Below are 25,259 nucleotides of genomic sequence, written 5' to 3'. Positions count from 1 at the left end.
CAATTTTAAATCGCCAATGGTGGAATGCGGGTTTCAGCATCATCACTGAGGCAAATACCAACGGTGGAATGCGGGTTTCAGCCTCTGCCTCAAAAAATGTCCGGAGTATTGATAATTAGGAGTTGGAATTAAATAACCTGAGTTCGGGTTACTGATTGGGCGCATTGACGTATTGCATATCGCTCCCTTTGCCGCCTGCGTAGTGGAGAAAATAATTATTCAAGAATGTTGCGGTCATACATTCCGAAATCAGCGAAGCCCTGAAATCAATTCCCACTTTTGTAAGTAACCTTTCTGTCAAAGTCGATGGTGAATCTAAAAACGGGTATTGGAGCGCTTTGAGAATCACCCAAGTCATATTGAATTTTGTCGGCATCCAGAATTCTTTCTTCTGCTTCAGGATTTCGTAGCCCAAAGGTCTTTGCTCATAGTTCCACTCTGGACCTTTATCTTCATAGTTGTAATACACAGACTCTAGCAGTTCTCGATGGTGGCTAGGTGACAACACCATCACACCCGTTTGCACAATAGATTCAAAGTTGCCATCAAGCCCAAAGTCATTGTAGTAGGCTGAAGGATTGAACGCATACTTTAAATACTCTGTCATTGCTTGGTTGGGAGCTTTTGCGGGGTCAACGGCGACACTGCTTTTGCCAGGATATAAGTATTGATAAAACCTCTCTAGGTAAAGCTTGAGGTCATCTTTGTGAGGCGTTGCCGCTTCATCAACTACCCCAATCTTTTCAAGGGGCACTCCAAACGTGACATCAGGACTGTTTGGATTGATCAAGATGTCAGTATCCACCCAAACCACTCGATCGTATTGTTGAACTCTTGGGTCTGAGAAGATTAAGCATTTTTGCCATGCCGGAGTTCTCGATTTTGCTCTTGGAGAGTCATCTAAAGCGTCTGTAATCACAATCAGGTCAAACCCATGTTTTTCTGCATACAAAGACCATAAGGGCTGGCAATGTTTGTTGAACATCGCCTCATAAGGTTTCCCGATCGCCAACGTAACAATAGCTTTCTTCATTTTGTGTGCTCTATACAACAGTGTGTCAAGACGCTTCCTTTACTTCTACTAGAACGTGCCCCATTCCGCATTCATCGGTGTCTTGATTGCGTCATCTGGTCGAGCCAAAGTTGGGCAATGTTATTCCACGTCTCAGTTCCCGCGATTTGTCTAGAATTCTGGCTCAATTCTTCCAGCTTTACCGGGTCTTTTAACAGCTCTACGACTTTGCCCGCCACTGCTTCTTGAATCTTTGGATCATTCGGATCTCCAGGGAGCCTGAGACAGTAACCTTTCTCTGCTAAACCTCCATAGTCAGTCGTCACAGGCAAACAGCCTAAGATCGCCGATTCCTTGACAGAAACCGAATCCATTTCTTCAAAGTTAGTTGCGTAATAGTGGATGGCTGCGTTCGCTTTTTCTGCGAGCAAAACGTCCTGACCCACTTTGCCATGCTCGACAATGCCAGGCTGTTTCATCAACTGAATCATGTTGTCCTTCCAGCGTTGATACTCTGGGTCATCGCCATACATCAAATCGGTGAAATTCCATCCATAGTAAATATGCAAGACAGCTTCTGGGATCTCCCGTTTAATGATGTGCCATCCACGAGTCAGCATCAGTTCAAGTCCGCGCTGGTAGTTGGACGCATAGACGAGTTTGTAGGGATCTTTATGAGTTACATCAATGTCAAGAATTGAAAGATTCACGCCATTCGGAATAATGACAAACTGACCGTCTTGAACCTGGGGAAGCAGTCCTCGCTGATAGGTCGATTTGAAAAAGATTGTGTCTATATTTTTCAAATTCTGCTCATTGAACTGGTGCTTATAAAGCACGTCATGCACGTCATACCAGACTCGATTCGCTTTGTAAGAAAAGTTTAGAGAATCTAACCGTCGCCAAAGAATCAACGTGTCAAACGTGTCAAAGCGATTGAACTCAGTATAGTGCCGATAAGTTGCTCCATCGTATACGCCAGCTTTTTCGCCAAAGTTGCCGTAAACTGTCACTGAGTAACCCAGCTTGCTCCACTCTTTCACCAGGTTAATGATCGCAGTTTCAGACCCTCCAATTCCAGTTTTGAGACTCTCTGGGGACCACTCATACGTAGTGTGACCCGCGAAATAGACGATCGACTGATCTGCCCAAGTCTTAGCAGACAACCTGTTTTTTAGCTCCAGGATTCTGTCTTTTAGCTCCAGAAATCCTTTTAAATACTTCACAAGCCAGGCGAGGTTGCTCTGCTTGATCCATTCTTTAATTTCTTGATATTGCATGGTTAAGCCTCCTAAAAAACGGGCTGAAGATGACTCGGAAGGTTGTTTATCGGGCGTTGCTGAATGCAGATATGAAATGCCCTCTTCCCCAGCCCTTCTCCCAAAAGGAGAAGGGAGCCAGAACTCTTGTCCCCTCTCCTTTTGGGAGAGGGCTAGGGTGAGGGTAAAATCTGTGCTTCAGAGATCGATTCAGCAACGCCGTTTATCGCTTGACCAGAGGAGGAACTACAAAAAGCTTCTGGGTTTTCAGAACGGTCAAGATCTCAGCGTCAACTGCGTCCACTCCACCAAAGGGAGCAAACTCTGCACCACTGAAATTTCCTTTAATATCAAAATCTCGCACTCCAGTATCATCCATATACCAGCCGTAGGTTTGAATGGCTTCTAAAATCCGACGCGCAGGTAGCGATAGCTTGATTTTTGTCAAATCGAAGTTGGGGTCAAGCTGAACTAAAAAACCGTATCCGAGCAGTCCTCGGTTATTTTGGTCGATCGAGTTATCGACATTGTTTGCCGGATAAACGATCGCTTTCCAGGCGTTTTTAACGGGTCCACTCAGTGCATGAGGAATCGGTTTATTGGGGTCGATCGCTTCCCCCGGACGAATCAACGCCACTAAATCTGACTTCGCTGCCGCGTTGATTCCTCCCTGATCTCCCAGGTTGGGCAATGTTTCTTTTGAGGTGACCGCCTCCCCAGACCAATCTCCAAGCTTTGTGCCTAAATCGGGTCGATCGCAGTCAGGCAACGAAACCCAGGTTGCAACAGTCGTGTTGTCTGAACTGTCGAGCCAGATCACTGTTTTATCTGAAGAATCGTAAGGGACACCCTCTCCGCTTCCCCCTAGCCGGACATTGGCGCTATTGCGAATATGCGTTGAGCTATTGTAGCCCTTGAATGGGTTGTGCTGGGGGCACTCTCCCTTTTTTGCGTAGGCTCCATTCGCAAGCGATAGCTGTCGAACGGGGTCTGTCGCCTTAGAAATCACGAGTCCAATTCCAAAGCCATCAGACCCATCTCCAGAAGACCCTAACGTTGAAATATGACCGCTCTGAACATAGCCGATCGGCAATTGAACACGAGGCAACTTCGAGGGGATTTTATGGTAAAACGGCGCGTCGATCGAGTAGGGCTGGGCGTAGCTGCCGTTAAGCGGCTGAGGCGTACTTTTTGACCATTTTTTAGGTCTAAGTTTGCGTAATTCCTCCTTGTCTAGAGAGAGATCAATTCCAGATGCCTGATACATCTGAATGATCTCTTTGCGCTTTGCCACATAACCGGGCGGCAGATTAATCCCAGAGGTTGCAGTGCGACTGTAGATCTCGTCTACGGTGCGTGAACGAGCGGTTGGATGGGCAGCATATTGGCTCAGTTCTGCACTAAACGATAGCGGGGAGATGCTTGTAGGTCGAGTGGCTACGATCGTACTTTGGTCGATCGTTGATCCTCCTACTTGAATAGGGTGACTCGTCGCCTCGGCGGTTGTATCACCACTTTTGCCGATCGTACAACTGCCAGCCATCGATATCAGTGCGAGCAACACCAGCCCTAAGGCAGTTCGCTTCAGCCGCTTCAAAGATTGCATAATGGATGCTCGATTGGGTCAGGAGATTGGTGTCTCATCAACTTACAGCCACAGACTGCACGTTGTGGAACGACCAATAGGTGCCTTTGTTCTTGAGGAGATGCTCGTGTCTACCAGACTCGATAATTCGACCTTTCTCCATGACCACAATGCAGTCGGCGCTGCGAATAGTCGATAGGCGATGGGCAATCACGAGGACGGTGCGATTCTGGCGCAGTCGCTCTAGTGCCTCCTGCACCAACCGCTCAGACTGAGAGTCGAGAGCGCTCGTTGCTTCGTCCAAAATCAGAATGTCAGGATCGCGTAGGATAGCTCGTGCGATCGAGAGTCGCTGACGTTGCCCACCCGATAGCTGTACCCCGCGATCGCCCACCAGTGTGTCGTAGTCGTTGGGTAGCTGTTGGATAAATTCATCCGCATTGGCTAAACGGGCAGCTTCTACAACACGCTCATAGCTCACATCCTCTAAACCGTAAGCGATATTCTCACGGATTGAAGTGTTGAAGATATAGGTGTCTTGGCTAACCGTTCCGACGCGCTGTCTCAAGGAGTTTAGATCATAGTCACGGATATCTTGACCATCGATCTCGATCGAGCCGCTCGTCACATCATAAAATCGCGGCACAAGCACGGCTACTGTTGACTTTCCGGCTCCAGAAGAACCGACTAAGGCAACTGTTTTTCCACAGGGGATCTCTAGATTGAAATCTTCGAGAACGTTTGAGCGATCGTTGTAGGCGAAGTTGACATTCCGAAAGGTGATGCCCTTTTTTAGGTGGGCAAGCTGATGGGTGCCTGACAAGGGCGCTGCTGACCTCTGAGATGATAAGGTGTTAACCACCACAGCTAGCGAAGGCGAATATTGTTGAATTGCCCCTCGACCCGCATTGATGCGCTTGGTCACAGGTAAAATCTTGATCAGTGCCAGCATGAATGCGAGCAGTTCTGAGGTTCCCAACAGTCCTTTGGTAATTAACAAGTTGTAGCTGAGTACCAGAATGAGCAGCGCCACGCCCATTGTGGCAAGCTCCGTCAGGGGATCAATCAGCCTCATCTTTTTAGAAGACAAAAGGGCTCTATCTCTAACCACATCACAGAGGTGACTAAAGCGCTTTAGTTCAAAATCTTGAGTTGCGTAGGACTGAACAATTCGGACACCAGATAGCGTGTCGAGAAATCGGATATGCAGCGCCTCTCTAGCTTCATACTCAGCTCTCCCCAACGGCTTGAGCTTGGTCAGCATTTGAGTCAGCCCAACCCCAACCGCACCGATCAGCAGGATAATGAGAAGGGTTAGTTGCCAAGACACCAGCACCATTGTTGCGATGTAAGCGGTCAGGATCGTAACACTGATCAAAAGACCAATGACCCAACTCAGCAGAATACTGATGTTGTTGACCTCTCCCAACATATTCGACAACGTGCCCATCTTTTCGTTGTCAAAGAAGGCAATTGGCGCATGGAGGTATTTCTCATAGAGCCGCTTTCGGAAGAGGGCAATGATATTCTGCGTGTAAGTGGTTGTGCCGTCCTCAGCAAAATAGCCAAAGACGCTCTTGAGCGCCACAGAAGCCAATAGGATTAGACTAAAGAAAGCGAGAAGAATCCCTTTTGGCTGCTGAGCTAGCCACAGTCCTGCATTGGGTAAAAACGGAAGGGCAGGCAGGTGAAAGCTGGAACCGTCATTGAGCAGCAACTGAAGGAAAGGAATGGTTAAACCAATTCCTGCCCCATCTAACAGCGCGGCCAAAATCATTGAGGCGATGCCAAAGTAGAGAGGCTTGCGGGGCACCTCTCTCCCAATTCGCATGAGCTGTCTTACATTCTGCCAGCGATCGCTCGATTGTTTTTGATCTGCTTGCCCTGGGCGACTCGACCGAAGATGTTTCCGTTTCACAGTGTCTCTCAAAAATTTGTTCAGCAGAAAACCTATTACACCAGTAGCACTCTCTCAACGGCTAATTTGCCGCTAGATGCTACTGTAAAATCTCCGAAGTTTGCCTTGAATCATCTCCAGAGTAGGAACGGAACGAGAGATCTTTTTATAAAGTGTTCCTAGCCCCATTAAGCTACTGGGTCTTTTGCCAGAGAACTTCGTTCGGTCAAGAATTTCAAAGAATTCGTTCTTGAAATTATCCTGATAGTCAGGATGCCAAGGCTTTACTCTTCCACACAAATGAACGATTCCATCACTGAAGTTTTTGGGCGCTAAAAACTTCAACGTGTTCCACTTCGGGTCTAAGCTGAGCCAGTGATCTTGCAACACGATGTTCAATATGTCTTGGTCTAAGGCGGCGAGCGCATCATACATCTCGGTGCTAACTTGGACGGCTTTTTGTGTAACTTGATTTCTCCTCCAAGCAACGAGGTCGATCAATATCACACCTGCATTAAAGTACAGCGATGGGCTTCTCAACTTCAAATCGTCCTTTAGACGCGCTGCTTGATTGGGGTCAGAAGCTGCGCTGTCAAGAACACAGCCTGCTATGTTGCCCAACAAATCAGTGTCATAGAGCGTTTTGAAATCCGAAAAAGCGATCAAGTCTGTATCCAAATAGATACAACGGGAAAGGTTTGGAAGGCAATCAGCAATAAACAAGCGAGCATTCGATACTTTGCTTTTCAGGTAAAGCGTACTGCGAAAGTGAGCAAGTTTATCTTTGTCAAAGGAGATAAATTCTATCTCTCCAACGTTTGGAGTTCTCCAAGAGTCACGCAGGAGTTCACGATCGCTGGGCTTTACATCAACACAAATGACATAAACGTTGCAAATAGTACTACAGCTTTCTAGGACAGAACGGACTGTAACGGCAACACCCCATAGATTGTTAGCATCAGTTGCTAGAACAATGTTTGTCATGTTTAAGTTTCTCTGAGTTAGTGGGAATTAGCTACTGTGGTAAGCAAATGTCGTTTTTAGCAACTGCAGCTTCTGTTGTTAGAAAAAAGCCTCCTTAATGGTCAATCGCACTAGCTGGAGCAAAGAATCTTTGTATTCCTTCCACCATTGCTGTATTTCTTCAGACAAATGCTCTATGTCGATCGAGTTAATCACCGCTTCTAGATCTCTCCAGTCATAGATTAAAGGACAGGGGAAATCTGTAGGAAACGCTCGTTCCCAATAGCAATAGTTTCTCAACCAAAAGTTGCGATCGCGACTTCCATATTTGACGATCAGTTGAGGATTAAATAGAACCGCCAAAGCTTGCCGCATCCCTTTGGCTTCGATAATCGGAATGGCTCCTGCCTCTAAAGATTCATACACTCGAAAGCAATCGACCGAATAGTTTCCCATTGGAGACAGGGAAAACTTTGAGTCGCTTAATAAGTCAGCATATTGCTGGGTGTTGAGTCCGTTGGGATCATTCCACTGGTGAGTCGTATGAGATTTGCCACCTGTAATCTTTTTCGCAGATCGTAGCATTTCAAATCGAGTTCCCTTTAAATGACCTGCAAAAGACCATAAATACTGTCTTTCAGCGATGGGTCGAGCCACGATTTCCTGGCAGAATCCAGATTTGTAACCGATTGGAAGGTAGTGACAGTGACTAAATTTCTGATGATCCTCTGCTCTATAGTATTGTCTGAATACGAAATCTAGATCCTGATAAAAGCTTGTAGACTCTCTGTAGAACTCATCGCCTAGATGAAATAAGCCCACCTTCATGCCAGCCGATTTGAAGCGTTTGACATAGTTGTAGAATTGCTGACGTTCTTCGAGATAACTTTTGCGCGCCTCATGACCTTTAAAGAACGATTGACTTAGGTTTGCGACAATTATTGCATTATCGACGCAGACCTTATTCTTAAAGTCAACAATGTGATTTACTTTGAAGTCAGATAGCAATAAATTGAGCCAGTCGTATTCGTAAGAAGAAACAGGCTCAAGCTTCCACCAAATTAAGTTAATCATTTCTCTATCATTTAAGTTTGCACTCAGGGAAATGGTAGCGATACTTAGAGAAAGCATCCTAGAGAAAACTCTCCAAGTGCACCAGAGTTGACAACAGAACCATCTTCTCAACTTTTTTAGACATAAAATGTCGGCAGCGACTAACTCAATTTTTCATAGCAATAATAAATTGTGATAATAAGGCTATGAAGGGTAGTGTGATCCAGTGCGACATATCTCTCGCAATCGCAGGGGTTCGCCTTTTGTCACTCTCTTATTCAATTTAGATGTAAGTCGTTTGAGAAATGAGAACAACCCCATCTCACTTAAACTTTGAGCTAGAAATGCGCCACTAAACAGAATCTTTTGAATTCTCCACTTGTTAACTGAAATCAGATCGTTTGGTGCGCCAGGGATAATTCCTGCGGACGTGACATGAAATTCAGATGGTAAGCGATCGAGTTGCGAGATGTAGAACCTCCAATCGCTCTTAACATGATAGAGATGAAAATACATAAATTGTTCTTTTGTATCAAGCTCCTTGAAGTAGCCATGACCGTTCTCATCAAGTCCAAGATAAACATTAGAATCCTCAAGTATTCCATTGCGGTAAACAAATCTAAATGGATCAGGATATTCGCGAATAACATACTTCATGAACAGCCTTAACTGCTTCTTTTGGCTGAGTTCCATCACGATATCGTACATACTCACCGTCTGTGCAGAATCTATTAATTCCTGTATAGGGTAATATCTTCCAAATCGTTTGCAGCTTTCATCAAACCAATAGGCACGATTGATGTCGGCAAAAACCTTTTTGTAATCTTCTGTTTGTCGGAACAAATCAATGGTTATTCCACTGTTCCGAAATAAAGTGAAATGTCCTGCTAAATGAGTTTTTTCAACAGTTATTACGTCGTGGCTAGAAAGAACTTCTGGCGTAACAAAATTGGTTACTTTGCCCCAAATAATGTCTATGTCACAATACCCCCAAAAATCGTAACCTCTTAGATAATCTTCAAAAATAACACCATAGGCTGGTTTTAAATCACAGAGCTTATAGCCATGGTTATGGGTTACTCCAATTGAAAGCTCTAACTTTGAGGATGCTAGTTTATTAAATTCGCCCAGTGATAAAGGTATGATTTTTACATTGTGAGAAACATTGATTTTCTCGGTTTCATCATTAAAAATATAGAAATCTATGTCTGGGTTGCGAACAGCAGAATCTAAAAAGAGTTGAAAGTAGTTGGGAAGGGTGCCCATGTAACAGTTAACAAGCGCAATTTTGTTCATAAAGATAAAAGGGAGTACTTATTTGATTGGATAAGAGATCTCAAAGACCTGAATACAGCGGATAGTCAAGAGCTGACGTTTCCAGTAAAAAGGCGTTATGCCGAACCTTTCACTCTTCTAAGAGCCGTCATTATTTGATATTCTGCATCCTTGTAGCCGTTAATAACCTTCCACATCCTGCTCCAACGAATCACATCGCGCACGACTCCTTGAAAACTGTCCCCAAATTTTGGAAGTCCTGAGTTGATGGGTTGTCCATTGAGCATCGCTATCCACATTGTAGAAATCACTTGGTTGTCGAACCTGCGTCGAACATAGTTGCCTGCGAGCTTGCCGTTTTCAGCCACCTGCTCTGGATGAGATAAGCCTTCAATAATTCGTTCGCACACGGATTCCACAGCGTCACCTTCTCCAAGAGAATTGAACTTATCGTGATAGACCGTTTCTGGCAGCGCTCCAGCCCGAACTGAGAAAACGGTACGATCGCAGGCTTCAGCCTCAACCGCAGAAATACAAAACGTTTCAGGATGAACCGGAGAAGGGTTGACAATGACTGCCCAAGATTTAGCAATTTCGATCTGAAGTTGTTTGGGAGACAGCGATCCCAAGAATTTTGGCTGATAGTCTTTGGGTAAAGATTTTAGCCAGGGCAAAATCACCGTATTTTCTAAAGTTGGCTCGGCAAGCCCTGCCTCACCTGCCAGATCGTCTTGATATAAGCTGATGCTGCCAGCGATCGCAAACTCTAACGCAACTTGACGTTGAGCAAGATAAGACCAAATCTGAGTTAGCTCAATCAATCCTTTACCCAGACCCAAGGCTCCAATAAACAGTAGTCTGAGAGTCGATTCCTCAGATTCACTAGCGAGTATTGGGCGAAAAATGGGGCAGTGAAGGTTAGGAATCACAACGACTTTGTTCTGCCATTTTGGTAACATACGATACCACTTAGCCAAATACTGCGAGGGACAAATCACCCGATGCCCACCGTTCTGTAAGAACGTATAGACCAAACCCTTGTTGACCTCCAAATGTAACCAGAGATAGGTTTTTGCTAAGACGTGATTGCCGAATGTTAATGATGTTCCATTCCAGTGCTCTTGGTGAACAATCAAGTGGTCAAACTCTTCTGCTTTGACATCACGGTGGTTAATCGATCTAAATTGACAAGCAGAGACAGGAGAAGCCGTACTCAGGCAGACCTCAATCCCGGCTTCCGTCAACAAACCCGCTAGCCGAATGAATGAACCATCAGTCCCGTTAACTGGAGCGTGACCTTTGATAATGTCATCAATTGAGCGATAAGTTTTATGCTCGACTGGGAGAGCGATTAAGACCTTCATGGCGACAACTCAATCTCCAGAAAACGACGATAGATCTGAGCATTGAGAACTGAAATACAGTAATTCTCAATCAGACGTGAGAAGCAAGGCTGTTACTCTATTTCCGAATCTGACCACTCAAATAGGATCGCCATACAGGGGTGTGCAGGGTTGACAACCTACCAGCCAAGGAGATGTAAAACCTTCTCAATGATGCGAATGTCAAGCGTTCGGTTGTAGGGCTGATAATAAGCTTGAGAAGCTTGTAGCCAGCGATGCACCCATTTATCGAGCTTACTGCGGGGGTCACTCAGCGATCGAGACGCGTCCTTGCCATAGATTTCTCGATGAACCGCGTCCCAATCGACGTTCCAAATATTTTGGCGGCGGAAGTGAGCCGGACCATACTTATCGAGCATATCCACCAACTCTTTGTCCCACCAGGGGCGGTGAGGACGATGGATACTCGTCATATCGATCCCCCGATCGACATAACCCTGCATCCAATGGTTAGGAATGGGGCGAATTTGATCGGGTGCTAGACTATCGGCTTCGTGGTACTGCCGATACAGGTCGATCGGGGTGCGGTGGGGGTTCACAATCCGCTCAAAGCACTGATACCAGCGCCACTTACTCTCCCGACGCACTGGATCAGTAAAGGCGTAGTGCATCACTTTGATATCCCGCATCACAATATCTGGAGCGTTCAACGGAGCCGGGATTCGCGTGGTGTGCAGGGTGCTCCAAGTTGGCTCGCTGCCGTCATCCATGAAGCCCCAGGCATAGTCCCAAGGAGCCGTCCAATAATGCTCTAGGTCATCGATTAAGTTAACCCACTTAAAGCGAACAGCAGTTCCTACCGGAGCATTGAGCAGCGTCTGCCACTCCGGGCTAGTCATAAAGTTGGCAGTAAACGCTTCATCGGCATCCAGCGTGATTAGGAGCCGGGGTTCAGGAATTTGGCGAGCGGCTTCCAAGATTAGCTTTTGGCGTTCCGCTTCGTTGTAGCCTGTTGCAGGGTTGTGAACCACGGTTACTTTAGGGTAGCGGCGGGCAATCTCAGCGGTGTTATCCGTCGATTGGTCAGCGATGATAATGTGGTCTGCCCAGAGGCTGGCACACTGCAAGAATCGATCCAGAATCCAGGCTTCATTTCTGACAGGCGTAAGACAGACGATCGTTGGTTTTCCCATAATTGAGATTGCTTTAGAAGGAGTACAAACAGGCGGCGATCGTGGTTTTCACGATCGCTAAACTCGACCAGTGTTATCCGCTAGCCAAACCAAACTCTAGAGAAGTATCCCCACTGCCACGAGAGCATGAGTTTTGCCTGCGCCAAAAATCCAATCTGCAAACAGGATTTAGTTTGAGACAAAACTTGGAGAAGGAGTGGGTTTAGGTCAAAGAGGCGTTTTAGTAAACCCCAGGTGCTACTCAATCGCTGGTACAGCGACGATTTGCCCACAATGCTATCGACTAAAGCGACCGAATAGCCTTGCCAGTAACTGCGCTGCACTAACCAATCTGGGGTGATCCGCTCTTTGGGAACCCAGTGTGACACAGAGGCTTGAGGGCTATAGTAGAATCCTTCCCCCTGAGCTTTTAAGGTGGCATTCAGCAGGGTCTCTTCCCCTGAGAGCAAACTTTGCCCTTTGCGCCCCAGTTGTTCGCAGAAGCCACCGACTTCTTCTAGGGCATCGCGGCGGTAGATCACATTTGCTCCCCACGGATACTCGTTTTCGTCAAACCAGCGAGGAGTATCGCCGCCATCCAGCATCGTAAACAGTGTTTCCATACCAGGAGTAATCCAGTCGGGTCGAGGAATCTCCCAGAGTGGATAGATTGGACCGCCGATGCTAGCAGGTTTAGGTCGCACCGTCTCAAACACATTCAAAATTGCCTCAACCCATTCTGTGCAAGGAATGGCATCATCATCTAAGTAAGCAATATAGAGACTTTGAGAGACTTGCCAGCCTGTGTTGCGCGCTTTTGATAGCCCTTGAATCGGCTCATGGACATATCTAAAGTTGTCGAATCGCTCTTGGAACACTTTACAGACAGCAGGGGTGTTGTCGGTAGAGCAGTTGTCTACGACCAGCACTTCAAACGCCGAACTGGGCAGCGTCTGCTGAGTCAAAGCCTCTAACGCCAACAGTAGGCGATCGGCGCGATTGTAGGTGCAAACAATCACTGCGATCGCGGGTATTAAGTTGACTCCGGTTGCAGGTTCCGACAAACGACTTTGAGTCACTTCACAAACTCCAGAGCAAGGGGTGGAAACAAACGGGTTGACGCAAGCGGACACGATCGTGGTTCACGGGAACCCTACACGATCGATCAGAAACTGAAGATAGGGAAGAATTCATAGGGCTTCTGAAGAAAGTTGAGGCGAACTGGAACGATGGAGCCACTTCCGTCTCAGTCGCTCGGCAACAAATTGTGGAATCGCCTGATAACTGTGTTTGAGAGACTGGTAAGCCATTCGCTTTTGCCCTGATCGGAAGTAAGCCCAAGCGACATCGACCTGTCGGCGAGTTGTCGCTACCTTGATAGCGGCTTTAGTAATCTCATCGGTGACCTGCACTCCTTGCTCCATCACCAGCAGTTCATCAAGTGCGATCTGCAAATAGTCAACCGTCAGACTGCTAGGGCGTTTGCGATAGAGCGTCAGCGCCTCTGGGATGAAGCCAATCTCCCACCCTGCTTGCGCGATCGCGATCCAAAGCTGGTAGTCTTCACCTGTGCGAAACCTGGCATCGAATCTTAGCTGACCTTTCAGACACTCAGCCCGAACCACAACAGTGCTGCTGGTTCCCGTCCAGTTGCGAAGCAGAAAGTCTTGCCAGCCTAGGGTCACTTTACTCGGAGGCGCAAACCAAGGCGAGAGACGATTGGCTTCGGGGCGCTCATAAAACACCTCAAACCAGTCAAAACTCATGCCTAAACTGGGAGCATTCTGCATTCGCTGCCAATGGGCTTCAAGCTTGCGCGGATGCCACAAGTCATCTGAATCTAGAAACGCGATGAACTGTCCACGCGCCAGATCTAAGCCCGTGTTTCGAGCCGCAGCCGGTCCCGCATTGGCTTGGTAAACGTACCGCAGTGCGGCGTGGTGAGAGAATGTGTTGACACGATCGACGGTATCGTCAGTAGAGCCATCATCCACAATAATCACTTCAAAATCACAGTAAGTTTGAGCAAACACCGAAGCCAACGAGGATTCAATGTAGGCACCTGCATTGTAGACAGGAATAATAATACTGAAGCTAGGCATAGCGATATTGTCAATAGAAGAGTTAAGCATGATCTGCTAAATCGGGTTGTTTCTGCCTTGGGCTTGAGCAAGAAAATCAAAGCGAAAGAAATCCCGCTTTCCAAGCGTCTCTCGAAAGATGCTGAACCGCTCGGCGAACTGAATCTCGAAAACGCCATCGTTGTTGTAATAGTTCAACTGCTGACTCGGAAAAATGTAGCGCTGCCAGTTCATGTCAGAATCGAGCGACTGATAGTGAATAAAGTTGTGTATGTTGCTTTCGCGGGCAGCTCGACGAGTCTCTAGACGGAGTTGAATCTGTTCGGGATCGCGGTATTGGTAATGGCAATTAGGAAGCTTGTAGGAACACTTTTTGAGTTTCTGCTGTCCTCGCGGAATCATAGCCCCGTGTGGGTTGTCGGCATCGACCGTTTCAGACCAGGTTAAGTCTGCATCAATCCGAAATAAGCGCTGCTCGAAGTTAGTGAAGCGGTAGTAGCGTCGTCGTCCACGAATCGAGGTATCTCGCGAGTCTAAACCCTTCTGGTATTTTTGCCAATCTAGCTCGGTAAAGTGAAAGTTATATTGAATCGTGTTGATTTGTTGAACATCTTCTTGCTCAGCAATGCGAATGGCTTGGCGCGGATCTGCTGCGAGAAACTCATCGGCATCCAGAATATAAAGCCAGTCTCCTGGTTCAAAGCGATCGCGCACTGCATTAAATACTTGGGCACGCAGCCCATCATAAAAAGGCACGGCTTCGTGACGGAAAGGCACAACGACCTGACTGGCTGATTTTTTAATCTGCTCCCAGCTATCATCGGTGCTGCCCGTATCAAAAACATAGATTTTGTGGCAGAACTTGCTCGCAAACTGCAGGGTCTGGGAAATCACATCGCCTTCGTTTTTGACTAAGCAGATGGCATGAATATGACTCATGATAAGTTTCTTGTAAAAATGTCAGACGGAACGACAAAGCTAATATCGAGAGCAATGTTTTTCACTACGCTGGCTGGCAACCTGAAAGACTGCATAATTGCCTTGACCCCAGATTTTGCCTTGCGCTGTTAGTGAGTGTCATTCCCTGCTTGCTGCAATCTCTTTGCGGCTGTAAACTCTGCAAAAAGACGAGTCGCTTCACTCAAGTACTCCTAAAATAATTTCGTCGCACTTTCTCTATCATTCCACCTCAATGAATGCTCTAAAATAGAACATCAGCGTAGAGGCTTCGTTGGAGAAACTGAGATCAAAATGACCATCAAAGTTCACTCCTAAATCTGGTGAATGGCAATCTAACTTTCTAGAAATGCCCATCCCAGATCACGATGAATGGAACCGATTTAGAATGTGGCTCTCAGCCAAGGGGTTAAGCCGCTGAATTCAGTAAATGAATCAGGCGTACTCAAACAAGTCGTTTTTTCGATCGAACACCTCTAAATAATGGTCGGAAACTACTTACGCCCTTTCTACGTGGCTTTCAGTAGCCTCATAGTATCACTGAGAATTATTACGGACACCACCCTCAGCCAACTTTTATAGACCCTTCACAATACGCCTTCTAAAATAGAGGTTGCTTCATTTCGCCGGGTGCCGGGAACCGTTTAAGGGCTTTTTCTTCTTAAGAATTTTTACCTGCATTGAGACGCAGAGCCTAAACTCCTCGTGCCGTTAATCTCTCTGCTGCTTTCACCATAAGCATCTACAACGATGATATCAATCTTCTGCTTTGCCGTATTCGTCACTCTTCAGGAGAATCTAGCAAGATTTGAGCGACGTTCTTAAATTGCGCCGATCGCTGAGTCCCCAACCAGAGATACAGCAGTGATTTCACCAGCACTTTTAGGTGCGCCTTCGTCAGGCAAAATCGAGGGTAGCTTTGAAATGCCCGCCAGAAGAAGCTGATCGCCTGACGGTAGCGCTCACTTCGATAGGCTAAAAGGGCAGTATCAAGATAGGCACAGCCATACGATTGACGCTTTTTCCATAACAGGTCAGACGGAACAGATTGGTAGAGATCTTCGATCGCCTGGGTCCTATTAGAAATCATCAAGTCAAGGCTTCGAGCTGTGCTGTCAGACTGCTGTCGATGATGAACGAGCGGTTCTTCTACCACGTCAAAAGGATAGTGAGCAGCAATCCGCGTCCACAGATGCCAGTCTTCAAACCCTTGAATATCCTCAAACCATCCAACTTTGTCAAAACACTGGCGACGAACCAGTGGAGAACTGCCGCAAGCAATCAAATTCGCCTTTAGCATCTCCAGCCAAACATCGCCAGCAAAGGAGGTTGTGGATTGGGAAAGCACGGTCTCTTGCTCATCGACGAGAAACATCCAGGTATCGACTAATCCCAGTTTAGGGTCACGCGCAAACAGCGCAAGCTGCTTTTCTAGTTTGGTTGATTCCCAAAGATCATCTGCATCTAAAAATGCAACGTATTCGCCTTGACTGAGCTTGATCCCGTGATTGAAGGCAACTGACCGCCCTTGATTTTCTTGAGAAATAAGTCTGATCTGAGGAGCGGCAATTTGCTTAACCCATTGCACAATATCGTCAGATCTGAGGTCGGCAACAATAATAATTTCAAAATCTGTAAAGGTCTGATCCAGAACGCTCTCAACGGCTTGGGAGAGAAATGCTACTGTATTGTAAGCCGGGATGACAACGGAAACTGAATGGGTGCTCATCTTCTGACTCTGCTGGGCGGCTGGTTGGTGATGGAGTCGCTTTTCTAGATCTGCGATCGGGTGAGGAGATCTAACGAAGCACTCGCGGCGGTTGTCGTCCTTCATGGGCAAGCTTTGCGGTCCGAGTTCCGACAAAGTGGTGCCACAGCACCGCGAGCCGGAGCAAGTCTTGGGGAAGTTCCCAGGTGGGCGATCGCCGAATTGGGGCAACCAGCAATCGCGCGATCGTCGTCCAAGGATAAATCGCCAGCCCAATCAAAAACTTGAGGAAGTATTTTGTAGGATTTGGCACCGGAGCCATTTGAGGATGGTTTGAGGATAGGAAGTACCATCCGTAGGCATCCCGCTCTAGCACATAGGTAAAGTCCTTCAGCTTTGTCCGGTAGGAATGCTGCACCACCGCTTGGTTCTCGTCGCAAATCTTCAGGGTATATCGTCCCGATCGTACGACTCGCCAACTCATCTCTACGTCTGGACCAGAAAAGTTTTCTTGATCAAACAGTCCCAATTCGTCAAAGACTGCCTTGCGATACATCACGTTGGCGGTCACCACATAAGGCTTGATGCAATCGCTCCCTTGGCTATGATTGGGGCTTTTGAACACGCACCCCTCAAAGTAATCGACAGAGTTGCTAATCGTGCGGGGAACTAAACTCCCGCCCACGGCTCCTACGGTCGGTTGGTCGAAGGCTTGCCACAGCTCCAGTAGCCAATTTTGACTCACCACACAATCTGCATCGGTTAGCGCAATAAATTCTCCTTTCGCCTGACGAATCGCAGTATTACGAGCAGCATAAGGACCCGGTATTGGCTCCTCCAGCACAGTGACCGGGTAGGATCGCAGAATCTCCAGAGTGCTGTCGGTTGAATTGTTGTCCACACACAAAATTTCTAGGCGATCGCGCTGCCAGTTCAGTGCCATCAGCGAATCTAACAAAGTTGAAAGTTCCTTTTCCTCGTTATAGACCGGGATAACGACAGAAACCATCGGCAATTCGGTGTTCATGATTTGTAGAGTCGCTAAGGCTCGTGAACTAAATAACTTCGATCGGTGCAAAGCTAGCTCGCCTCCCCTTCCGACCATCAGCCGCTAAATCGAGCATCATGGCTCGAAGTAGCGATGGAAGTTTGTAAAAAAGCCTTGAGGAGAAAGCCATTCAAGCCAAAGGTTTCGGCATTTCATCTGTAGATCCTGAAACTGCTGCGCGGTGAGCCGATCGTGGAATTCGCGAATGCGCGTCCCAATGTGCGGTAAGTCTTCTTCTTCAACCCAGACACAGTATTGCTTCCAATCGATCCAATCCTCAAACGGCAGTTCACAATCGGTATTGATCAATACAGGAATGCGTCCGCAGCTCAGCGTTTCATAAAGACGATAGGAAAAGTTACCGCCGCCTCTCGTGCAGAGAATGTAGTCGCTGTTCAGCATATTATCAACAAACTGTTCCCGCTGAGATAAGGTCAGCTTCTCAGTGTGATGAAGCACATCCCGAATTAGGAAGTTACACTGCACGTCTTGACTTTTAGCCAAAATGAACAATGCCTGCGATCGAATGCGGGAACCATACAGCCAGGGTAAACGATGCTTAACCAGGTTAATTCCAGCTTTTGCAGCAAGGGAAGCAGCCCCTGGAATCGCACCAAGCTGCAACCGCAGGCGATGGGCAAGTGCATTTCTAGGCTTTACGAGTGAAGTATAGCCACAGTAACCTACGATCGGCTGAGTGGATTTTGTTCGGAGTTGCACCTGTCCCTGACAGTAGTGTTCAACAAAGTCTTCGCTCCAAGCCGGGATAACAACCTCGTTCTGTTGACGCGTCGAGCGATTAACGGACGTGCGAAACACTAAGGTATTGTCCAACTCCACTGGAGTTGTTGCATCATCTAGGTAAAAGACAGCTAGGGGAATGTTTTGCTGTGCTGCCTTCTGGGAGAGTTGCTTCGCGATCTCAAGAGCGCCTGGATGAGCCGCAATATGTGACCAATTGAAGGGGAGCAAGGCAAGATCAGCGTCTTCTATCTGAGAGATTTTAAATAGAAGGGAACCTGTCTCTGCATACTGATCGTAACGACAGCTATTGGGATTAGATATATCCTCAGAATTTCTGCCCCAGAATGCGTATAGGAAAGCAATGTGTGGCAGAGTATTGGGCAGATAGTTTTGATCTGAGTGAATGTGCAATTGTCTCGAAGCACGGGTTTCCTTTACGCTGTAGACGTTTATCATCTTAGGTTTGCTGGGATTTCCTCATGGTTCTTATTCCGGAAGTAAATAAAGCACTTTGCTCAACTCTCTCAGATCCATTTAGTAACTCTTTCTCTACCGTTTCACCTCTGTTGCCGACCTAAAAAAGGACGTAGGGATAGAGGTTAGCTTGGAGAAGCTGAGATCACAATGACCGTCAACGTTCGCTCCTAATAAGAGTTAATCGACATCAGATTACGCAGTATTCAACCTAAGTGGCTAGGTTCTGGAAGCGACCAGAGGGCGGTTTACAATAAAGGCTTTAAAAACGTCTGTGCAACATTTGAGTCCCGCGCAAGTCATGAGCCTAGCGGTGAGTTCATTAGAGTATATACTTAAATGATTTAGCAACTTCCGCTTACTTTCGGTACTTGCATCATAACACTCAGTATTATAACGGTCATGAGATCAAGTTACAATTTACACTATCTTCAAACACTGTTTTTGTAATAGGCGTTGATCTAGATCCACCCAAAACAGCAGAAAAGCAGAGAATGAGGCTCTTTGATCAGCCAATCGTTGCAGATTGCAAATTTGTTGCAACTCGCACCCGATCAAACTGCATAATTTTTCCATGAAGTTTCAGGGCTATCTCTAGTTATGTTCACTGTGAACATGATAGATTCACCTGTGAAGGCAACTGAATTAAGGAGGTTTATTGACCCCTACGTGCGGACTTTGGAAGCTGCTTCAAGAAAAGCAATAGAAGAGGAATGGACCTGAGCGATCGCTTTTACCCTAGGCGACTTTAGCAGTCAAAAACTCCAACACTCTGTAGCGCCCCCACAGAAACGAGTGGATAATCCATCTTCTCAATCTCATAAACATGCTGATAGTGCTCATCCTGTTCATTGGATATTATGCGATCGTAATGATTCTTCTAAATCGAGCATGTACCACTGTCTTTGAAAAAAATGTTGAGGTAACGAGGTTAGAAAGACAGTGGGGACTAAGGGTAATTACAATCACTTCGATCTTATGGATCTTTATAGTTCCTTTTTCATACTTAGAGCTTTTGGAAAAGGTAACCAGTGCCCAAAACCGGGAAGCGGCACAAAAATTTATAGCGACGGAGGAGACTTCACAAAAGAACTGAGTTTATGGTAGAATTCTATGGGTCAAATCGTCGCAAAGCATCTTAAAGAGAGCGTATAAACTCACTCGTTAGCGTGAACGTTGCAGTTTCAAGCTCTTGTCTGACTGACCCTCTAAATATTGAGGAGGTCTGCCGGAAATTTTATGAATACGGTTCGGCTTATGACCACAACTGTAAATCCAAAACTCTTAAAGTCTACAACCCTTAGTTTTGGTCTCAGATTAAGCTTCATTGTTAAGCAGAACTAATCGGCTGAAACGGAATAACTTAGTTCAAATCTGTGTTCGTGGGCTTAGGACTCACAAATTGACAGGAAAATATGGTGAATCTAATGGTGTTGTAGCTCCAGGAATCAGCGTGAGAGCCGAAAAAAGTCAAGTAACTGAACAAGTTAGGCTTTGAGGTAGAGATACAGAGATACACTTTAGCAAATTCTGAATTTCTCTTATTTAACCAGGGTTTTTCTATGGACACTAATCTGCCATTTATTTCCGTTGTCGTGCCTGTCTACAATGAGCAGGAAGAAATTGAGGAATTGCTTGACTCGTTAATGGTGCTTGATTGGCCTCAAGAGCAGTACGAGATCATCTGTTGCGACAACGGCTCTACAGATCGTAGCCGGGAAATAATGTCTTCCTATCCAATCTTAGTCTTGGAAGAATCCAAACCCGGTCCATACCCAGCGCGTAACCGCGCTATCAAACAAGCGAAGGGAGAATTCATCGCTCTGACCGATGCTGACTGCATCGTCAGCCAGCAATGGCTTCGGGACTTATATAGTGGCTTCACCTCAGATGCCGTTGGCGCTGTAGCAGGTTCGTTCACCCCTAAGCGTCTCAGTAACCACATTGACTATTTCATGTTTCGAGTTTTGAAAAGTCCTAATCACAATCGTGGAAGCAAGAAGGTCGCCTCTTTCACGGTGACTGGCAACGTCATGTATAGGAAAGAGGTCTTTGACAATCTTGGGTTATTTGATGAGGATACCTTCTCTGGATCAGATGTTGACATGAGTTGGAGATTGCTCGACTCTGGTAAATACACCCAGACATTTCTGGAAGGTGAAAAAGGTCTTGTTTACCACAACTATCACACTGATTTCCGCAGTTTCTTCAACGTTTTGGAGCGCGATGCCTATGGGTGGTTTTTTCTAACGCTGCGCTACCCCCACCTAGCACCCATTCCATCGGTGTGGAAATACTCTCTAAAGTTTATCTTAGGATTTTTGGTGCTGCCTTGGATAGCACTCGGACGCTTACTTCTCTTTTTCAGAGCTGAAGAAAAGAGCTTGTTTCAAGAGCTTATGTGGTTGGTAGTACTCTGGCAGTACTTTATAGGAACACTGAGAGCAAAGAGGGTTCATCAGGGGTTGCTTTCGCCAAGCTTGTTGCGCTGATATGAAAGAAATCATTCATAGCTCACTCACCTTGCAAAATTACGCGTCGATCGCTGGTTTCAAAGAAAGCCTGCGGGTTATTCGACATCGCATCTTGAGGAATAAGTTGCAGGAGCAAGGCGCACTTTTCAAGCCGAGTCAAAACAGAGCTTTGGTCTTCGCGCCTCATGCTGATGACGAAACACTCGGCTGTGGCGGTTTCATCGCTCTTAAACACAACCTTGGGGCACAGGTCGAAGTTGTCATCCTCACTGACGGTTCGGCTTGTTTTGGTCCTTTACCTTCGGCGGCTGCAAATGCATTGGCAGAACGCAGAGAAGGAGAAGCCAAACGTGCAATGGATATATTGGGTATCCCAAAGACACAAATCCACTTTCTCAAACAGCCAGACGGTCGGTTGTCATCCGTGATGGGAAGCGACCGCAATAACCTGTTGGCTCAAATCATCGAACTGTTAGAGCGCTATAGACCGCAAGAGGTTCTGGTTCCTCACCAACTAGATAATACTCCCGATCATGAGGTCACTTTCGACCTAGTACACTCGGCGCTCAAATCGACATCCCTGCGACCCCTGGTGCTTCAATACCCGATCTGGCGTTTCTGGAGTGGTCCACTCCTTGATGTTAGAGTACCGTTCATCCCAGACCTAGAGAGAATCTGTCGGTTAGAGATCTCGCAAGTTCTTGAAAAAAAGAGAAAGGCATTCGCCTGTTACGAATCCCAGTATTCAACCGTTACTGAATTTAGCTCCAAAAGTTCTCTTCCAGCTAGATTCAGGAAAGCTTTCGAGTTGAAGTACGAAATATTTTTCACTTTGGGCGATACAGCCTGGATTGATTAAGGGGTAAATTGTCTCTATCCCTCAATTGCATCCTCCTTCATTGCGGGGTGAAATGTCATCTCTGTTTTTGTTCACCCGTGTTTCAGTCTCGTGATACCTTCTTCTCGATCGATTGAGCTATCAAAGAACTGTTTCAGCGTTTCGTTGGGTTAATACATTATTTGAGTGAAGCCCCAAACAACTCACCTTCTCAAACTCAAGCAGGAATGATGAGATGCCCGAATGACTTCTCAAACTAGAGAAATTAAGCTGTCCCCATGTTTCTGTGCCCGTGGATTCAGAAATTTTAGTGGTCAGCAACGTTGAACCATTCAAATAATTGAGCCAACTTAAAAGCCACAACAGGGGCGATCGTGCGATCGACCAGTAGAACAAGGGTTCTAACAAGGGCTTTTGCAGTGCCCGCAACAGTTTGCTAAGAATGGCGGTTTCAAGGAGATTGGTATACGTGCCGTATACAAGGACTAGACCTGCTGCTTGCTGCCCCAGTTGTTCTGGAAAAATCGAGCGAAGGTCAGCAGCAGCATAGCTCTCATACTATTCTCTAGTAGAATGACAGGCTGATCTCTCGCGATCGCTAACACTGCATTCAGGTCACTGGCATTCTCTAGAGAATAGTCTCGGTTTGTCGGCTTCCTGGATTTACCTAAACCAGATAGATCCCAAACAATCACCCGAAACTGATCGGTAAGCTGTTTTTTAGCGTAGCACCAAGCATTACTGTAGGGTTCTCAGCCATGAGTCAAAATCAGAGTTGGAGCGCTATCTGATCCACAAGACTCAACTTGAATCTCACTGCCATCGGGTCAGACGTTGAAGTGGAAGGTAGGGATCGCTAAATTTCTGGTACTAGTTCTTCAAAGCTGCTGTTGGCGAGTCGGAATTTCGATCCAGAACTCGCTGCCTTGTCCTGGCTCTGAAAAGCACTTCAAAACACCTTGATGTTTCTCCACCACAATTTGATAGCTGATAGAAAGCCCCAGCCCAGTTCCTTGACCTACTGGTTTAGTCGTGAAAAAGGGATCAAACAGCCGTTGCTGAACTGACGCAGGCATTCCAAATCCGTTATCTTGAATCCGAATAACAACGCGAGACTCTGATAAACATTCTGTGCGAATGGTAATCAACTTAGGACGCTGGCACAACTCTTTAGAATGATGGTGATCGCGTTCTTCTAGCGCCTCGATCGCGTTCGCAATAATGTTCATAAATACCTGGTTCAGTTGTCCAGCGTAACACTCTACCTGAGGCAAATTGCCATACTCTTTCACAACTTGAATTCCACCTTGACCGAGTTTATCTTTAAGACGATGTTGCAGAATCAGCAGCGTACTTTCAATTCCATCATGAATGTTGACAGCTTTCATGTCTGCTTCATCCATACGTGAAAAATTTCGCAACGATAAAACAATTTGCTTGATTCGCGCTGTTCCAACTTTCATCGATTCTAAAAGCTTGGGCAAATCGAGCATGAGAAACTCTAACTCGATCGCTTCTGACTCAGCAGCAATATCAGGATGAGGATTAGGATAATGATGATGATATAAATGAACTAAACGCAGCAAATCTTCAGCATATTCGGTAGCAGGTGCGATATTGCCGTGAATAAAGTTAACCGGATTGTTAATTTCGTGAGCAATACCTGCGACCAACTGCCCCAAGCTAGACATCTTCTCGGTTTGGATTAGCTGCGCTTGAGCTGATCGCAACTGCTGAAGCATTTGTTCGAGCTGCTGCGCTTGTTGACGTAGGTGAGCTTCTGATTGCTGAAGCGCAATTTCTGCATGTTTGCGATCGCTAATATCTTCGATCGTGCCTAATACGCCAATGACTTTACCGTCAGTATCGTGAATCGGAATCTTGTTGACATTAATCCACACTTGTCGTCCATGTGCCTCCAAGCGATGCTCGATTAGGTGCAACACTGGGGTGTCAGTATCCATTACAGATTGATCTTGCTCATAGTAGAGCGCCGATTCTTCAGGGGTCCAAAGTAATTCAAAATCAGTTTTGCCAACAACCTCTGCTAAATTCTGAATCCCTGCTGCTTGTGCCCAGTTTTTGTTACAGCCCAAGTAAGTTGAGTTTCTGTCCTTCCAGAAAATCGCCTGAGGAATATTATCGAGAACTAACTGCAATAGTTCAGCGCTTTTTCTTAAAGTTTCCGCTTGATGTTCCATCTCCGTCGTGCGCTCAAAGGTATAAAGAATGCCAGTAACGTGATCTTCATGGAGAAGCGGAACGTTGCTCGCCTCAAACCAAACCTGCTCTCCATTCGCTTTCCAGAGAGATATCAGCACCCGTCGCTGAGACTGGCGAGTAACAATAAGTTGACGATCGCGCTCTCGGTAAACTGCCGCTTCTCCCGGTAACCAAGGGAGATCGTCGTCGGTTTTGCCGACAATTTCCTTTGGGTCAACCAATCCGACAAACTCTGCCCATCGTTGATTGCAACCGAGATAGACAGAGTTTAAATCCTTCCAAAAAATATACTGTGGAATCGTATCTAAAATGAGTCCTAGTGAAGTGTCTTGCGTCTGGTTGGAGAAAGATGCTAAAGATTCAGTAGTTCGGGGCTGACCAAGACTCATCGCAGTAATTTTACGAATAGATAGACAATTATGGGCGTTGCTGAATCGATCTATAAAGCACAGATTTTACCCCCACCCTAGCCTCTCCCAAAAGCAGAGGGGACCAGAGTTCTGGCTCTCTTCTCTCTGAGGAGAAGGGTTGGCGAGGGCTTCGCACCACGTCGTGAGGAGGGCATTTCATATCTGCATTCAGCAACGCCCAATTATGAACGTCTCGTAAGGATAGCGGCTACGGTAATTTCACAGAGTTCAGAACTCGAACCGTGCCGCCACGATTTCAGACTAGCTAATGACTCGCGTTTCCTTCGGAGTTGTGCTTCGCAGTCATCGCCGCTTTGAGTGCAGCAATTCCTGCCTCAGCCACTTCAATGTCTTCCTCATCGTTCCCCGAACCCACGCCGATCGCCCCAATCACGTCCCCGTTGATCTCGATCGGTAGACCACCCGCGATCGCAGCAAAGCGGCTTCCGGTGGCTAGCGCAATGCCAAACGCCAACTCTGACGGTAGCTGTCCGGTTGCAGACTGGGATGAAGCCGCCGTGACTGCTTTCTGAATCGCAGAAAATTGACTGAGAATTTTGGCTCCCTGCATCCGCTCAAAGACAAGCAGGTTGCCCCCTTTGTCTACGATCGCCACGCACTGAGGCACGCCCATTTGTTCAGCTTTCTCGATCGCGCCTTGCAGCACCATTCTAGCTCCCTGAGTAGACAACTCCGTAACACTACAGACGTACATTTTGACTTCCTCCAGCCGCACATTTTAC

At 46.6% G+C, this 25,259-nt stretch carries 20 protein-coding genes; 2 read left to right on the top strand and 18 right to left on the bottom strand.

What is annotated here, in order from left to right:
* Nucleotides 1-148 precede the first annotated feature (148 nt).
* From A8707_RS09675 to A8707_RS09605, 15 genes are all read right to left on the bottom strand, one after another.
* The gene (locus A8707_RS09675) at nucleotides 149-1,033 is read right to left on the bottom strand and encodes a hypothetical protein (protein ID WP_068816604.1); all 885 of its coding nucleotides are present in this window, start codon (nucleotides 1,031-1,033) and stop codon (nucleotides 149-151) included.
* A gap of 71 nt (nucleotides 1,034-1,104) precedes the next feature.
* The gene (locus A8707_RS09670; RefSeq protein WP_082906308.1) at nucleotides 1,105-2,292 is read right to left on the bottom strand and encodes a glycosyltransferase family protein; all 1,188 of its coding nucleotides are present in this window, start codon (nucleotides 2,290-2,292) and stop codon (nucleotides 1,105-1,107) included.
* Nucleotides 2,293-2,494: 202 nt separating this feature from the next.
* A complete protein-coding gene (locus tag A8707_RS09665; RefSeq protein WP_068816603.1) occupies nucleotides 2,495-3,877 on the bottom strand; it encodes a hypothetical protein in 1,383 nt (460 codons plus the stop codon).
* A gap of 37 nt (nucleotides 3,878-3,914) precedes the next feature.
* Complete coding sequence (locus tag A8707_RS09660; RefSeq protein ID WP_068816602.1) at nucleotides 3,915-5,774, bottom strand: ABC transporter ATP-binding protein; 1,860 nt, start codon at nucleotides 5,772-5,774, stop codon at nucleotides 3,915-3,917.
* 72 nt (nucleotides 5,775-5,846) lie between these two features.
* The gene (locus tag A8707_RS09655; protein ID WP_068816601.1) at nucleotides 5,847-6,737 is read right to left on the bottom strand and encodes a glycosyltransferase family 8 protein; all 891 of its coding nucleotides are present in this window, start codon (nucleotides 6,735-6,737) and stop codon (nucleotides 5,847-5,849) included.
* A 78-nt stretch (nucleotides 6,738-6,815) separates the two neighbouring features.
* Nucleotides 6,816-7,790 (bottom strand): glycosyltransferase family 47 protein, encoded by a 975-nt coding sequence (locus A8707_RS09650; protein ID WP_068816600.1) that lies wholly within the window; start codon nucleotides 7,788-7,790, stop codon nucleotides 6,816-6,818.
* Nucleotides 7,791-7,973: 183 nt separating this feature from the next.
* Entirely contained in the window at nucleotides 7,974-9,065 is a 1,092-nt protein-coding gene (locus A8707_RS09645; RefSeq protein WP_068816599.1) for a DUF6625 family protein, read from the bottom strand.
* Nucleotides 9,066-9,160: 95 nt separating this feature from the next.
* Nucleotides 9,161-10,408 carry a glycosyltransferase family 4 protein gene (locus A8707_RS09640; protein WP_068816598.1) on the bottom strand — a complete coding sequence of 416 codons (1,248 nt, stop codon included), beginning with the start codon at nucleotides 10,406-10,408 and terminating at the stop codon, nucleotides 9,161-9,163.
* Nucleotides 10,409-10,566: 158 nt separating this feature from the next.
* Nucleotides 10,567-11,580: a glycosyltransferase family 2 protein gene (locus A8707_RS09635; RefSeq protein WP_068816597.1), complete on the bottom strand. Its 1,014-nt coding sequence runs from the start codon at nucleotides 11,578-11,580 to the stop codon at nucleotides 10,567-10,569.
* Nucleotides 11,581-11,660: 80 nt separating this feature from the next.
* Entirely contained in the window at nucleotides 11,661-12,638 is a 978-nt protein-coding gene (locus tag A8707_RS09630; protein ID WP_068816596.1) for a glycosyltransferase, read from the bottom strand.
* A 111-nt stretch (nucleotides 12,639-12,749) separates the two neighbouring features.
* The gene (locus tag A8707_RS09625; protein WP_068816595.1) at nucleotides 12,750-13,661 is read right to left on the bottom strand and encodes a glycosyltransferase family 2 protein; all 912 of its coding nucleotides are present in this window, start codon (nucleotides 13,659-13,661) and stop codon (nucleotides 12,750-12,752) included.
* A gap of 36 nt (nucleotides 13,662-13,697) precedes the next feature.
* Complete coding sequence (locus tag A8707_RS09620) at nucleotides 13,698-14,579, bottom strand: glycosyltransferase family 2 protein (protein ID WP_068816594.1); 882 nt, start codon at nucleotides 14,577-14,579, stop codon at nucleotides 13,698-13,700.
* Between the two features lie 799 nt (nucleotides 14,580-15,378).
* Nucleotides 15,379-16,431, bottom strand: coding sequence for a glycosyltransferase family 2 protein (locus tag A8707_RS09615; RefSeq protein WP_082906304.1), 1,053 nt, complete (start codon nucleotides 16,429-16,431; stop codon nucleotides 15,379-15,381).
* Nucleotides 16,397-17,332, bottom strand: coding sequence for a glycosyltransferase family 2 protein (locus A8707_RS09610; protein ID WP_068816593.1), 936 nt, complete (start codon nucleotides 17,330-17,332; stop codon nucleotides 16,397-16,399). Before A8707_RS09610 ends, A8707_RS09615 begins: the two co-directional genes overlap by 35 nt.
* Nucleotides 17,333-17,428: 96 nt before the next feature.
* Nucleotides 17,429-18,325, bottom strand: a complete 897-nt coding sequence (locus A8707_RS09605) for an exostosin domain-containing protein (protein WP_197484710.1) — start codon at nucleotides 18,323-18,325, stop codon at nucleotides 17,429-17,431.
* A gap of 1,808 nt (nucleotides 18,326-20,133) precedes the next feature.
* Here A8707_RS09605 and A8707_RS09595 point away from each other — a divergent pair.
* Together A8707_RS09595 and A8707_RS09590 are read left to right on the top strand one after the other, a co-directional pair.
* Nucleotides 20,134-21,063, top strand: coding sequence for a glycosyltransferase family 2 protein (locus tag A8707_RS09595; RefSeq protein WP_068816590.1), 930 nt, complete (start codon nucleotides 20,134-20,136; stop codon nucleotides 21,061-21,063).
* Between the two features lies 1 nt (nucleotide 21,064).
* Nucleotides 21,065-21,904 (top strand): PIG-L deacetylase family protein, encoded by an 840-nt coding sequence (locus A8707_RS09590; protein WP_068816589.1) that lies wholly within the window; start codon nucleotides 21,065-21,067, stop codon nucleotides 21,902-21,904.
* Between the two features lie 464 nt (nucleotides 21,905-22,368).
* Here the strand turns inward: A8707_RS09590 and A8707_RS29025 are convergent, their stop codons facing one another.
* From A8707_RS29025 to A8707_RS09575, 3 genes are all read right to left on the bottom strand, one after another.
* Nucleotides 22,369-22,578, bottom strand: a complete 210-nt coding sequence (locus A8707_RS29025) for an alpha/beta fold hydrolase (RefSeq protein WP_068816588.1) — start codon at nucleotides 22,576-22,578, stop codon at nucleotides 22,369-22,371.
* Between the two features lie 183 nt (nucleotides 22,579-22,761).
* Nucleotides 22,762-24,495: a PAS domain-containing sensor histidine kinase gene (locus tag A8707_RS09580; protein ID WP_068816587.1), complete on the bottom strand. Its 1,734-nt coding sequence runs from the start codon at nucleotides 24,493-24,495 to the stop codon at nucleotides 22,762-22,764.
* Between the two features lie 286 nt (nucleotides 24,496-24,781).
* Nucleotides 24,782-25,231: a GlcG/HbpS family heme-binding protein gene (locus A8707_RS09575; RefSeq protein WP_068816586.1), complete on the bottom strand. Its 450-nt coding sequence runs from the start codon at nucleotides 25,229-25,231 to the stop codon at nucleotides 24,782-24,784.
* Between the last annotated feature and the right edge of the window lie 28 nt (nucleotides 25,232-25,259).

This window comes from Phormidesmis priestleyi BC1401 (assembly GCF_001650195.1).
GTDB classification, from domain to species: Bacteria; Cyanobacteriota; Cyanobacteriia; order Leptolyngbyales; family Leptolyngbyaceae; genus Phormidesmis_A; species Phormidesmis_A priestleyi_B.
The sequence above is the reverse complement of the archived record's forward strand: the minus strand, read 5'-3'. Positions and strand labels throughout refer to the sequence as shown.

Coding starts and splice junctions, on each gene's coding strand:
- A8707_RS09645 (WP_068816599.1), bottom strand. CDS start 9,065: ATGAACAAAATTGCGCTTGTTAACTGTTACATGGGCACCCTTCCCAAC.
- A8707_RS09665 (WP_068816603.1), bottom strand. CDS start 3,877: ATGCAATCTTTGAAGCGGCTGAAGCGAACTGCCTTAGGGCTGGTGTTG.
- A8707_RS09580 (WP_068816587.1), bottom strand. CDS start 24,495: ATGAGTCTTGGTCAGCCCCGAACTACTGAATCTTTAGCATCTTTCTCC.
- A8707_RS09675 (WP_068816604.1), bottom strand. CDS start 1,033: ATGAAGAAAGCTATTGTTACGTTGGCGATCGGGAAACCTTATGAGGCG.
- A8707_RS09640 (WP_068816598.1), bottom strand. CDS start 10,408: ATGAAGGTCTTAATCGCTCTCCCAGTCGAGCATAAAACTTATCGCTCA.
- A8707_RS09635 (WP_068816597.1), bottom strand. CDS start 11,580: ATGGGAAAACCAACGATCGTCTGTCTTACGCCTGTCAGAAATGAAGCC.
- A8707_RS09625 (WP_068816595.1), bottom strand. CDS start 13,661: ATGCCTAGCTTCAGTATTATTATTCCTGTCTACAATGCAGGTGCCTAC.
- A8707_RS09655 (WP_068816601.1), bottom strand. CDS start 6,737: ATGACAAACATTGTTCTAGCAACTGATGCTAACAATCTATGGGGTGTT.
- A8707_RS09670 (WP_082906308.1), bottom strand. CDS start 2,292: ATGCAATATCAAGAAATTAAAGAATGGATCAAGCAGAGCAACCTCGCC.
- A8707_RS09595 (WP_068816590.1), top strand. CDS start 20,134: ATGGACACTAATCTGCCATTTATTTCCGTTGTCGTGCCTGTCTACAAT.
- A8707_RS09620 (WP_068816594.1), bottom strand. CDS start 14,579: ATGAGTCATATTCATGCCATCTGCTTAGTCAAAAACGAAGGCGATGTG.
- A8707_RS09610 (WP_068816593.1), bottom strand. CDS start 17,332: ATGAACACCGAATTGCCGATGGTTTCTGTCGTTATCCCGGTCTATAAC.
- A8707_RS09575 (WP_068816586.1), bottom strand. CDS start 25,231: ATGTACGTCTGTAGTGTTACGGAGTTGTCTACTCAGGGAGCTAGAATG.
- A8707_RS09615 (WP_082906304.1), bottom strand. CDS start 16,431: ATGAAGGACGACAACCGCCGCGAGTGCTTCGTTAGATCTCCTCACCCG.
- A8707_RS09650 (WP_068816600.1), bottom strand. CDS start 7,790: ATGATTAACTTAATTTGGTGGAAGCTTGAGCCTGTTTCTTCTTACGAA.
- A8707_RS09590 (WP_068816589.1), top strand. CDS start 21,065: ATGAAAGAAATCATTCATAGCTCACTCACCTTGCAAAATTACGCGTCG.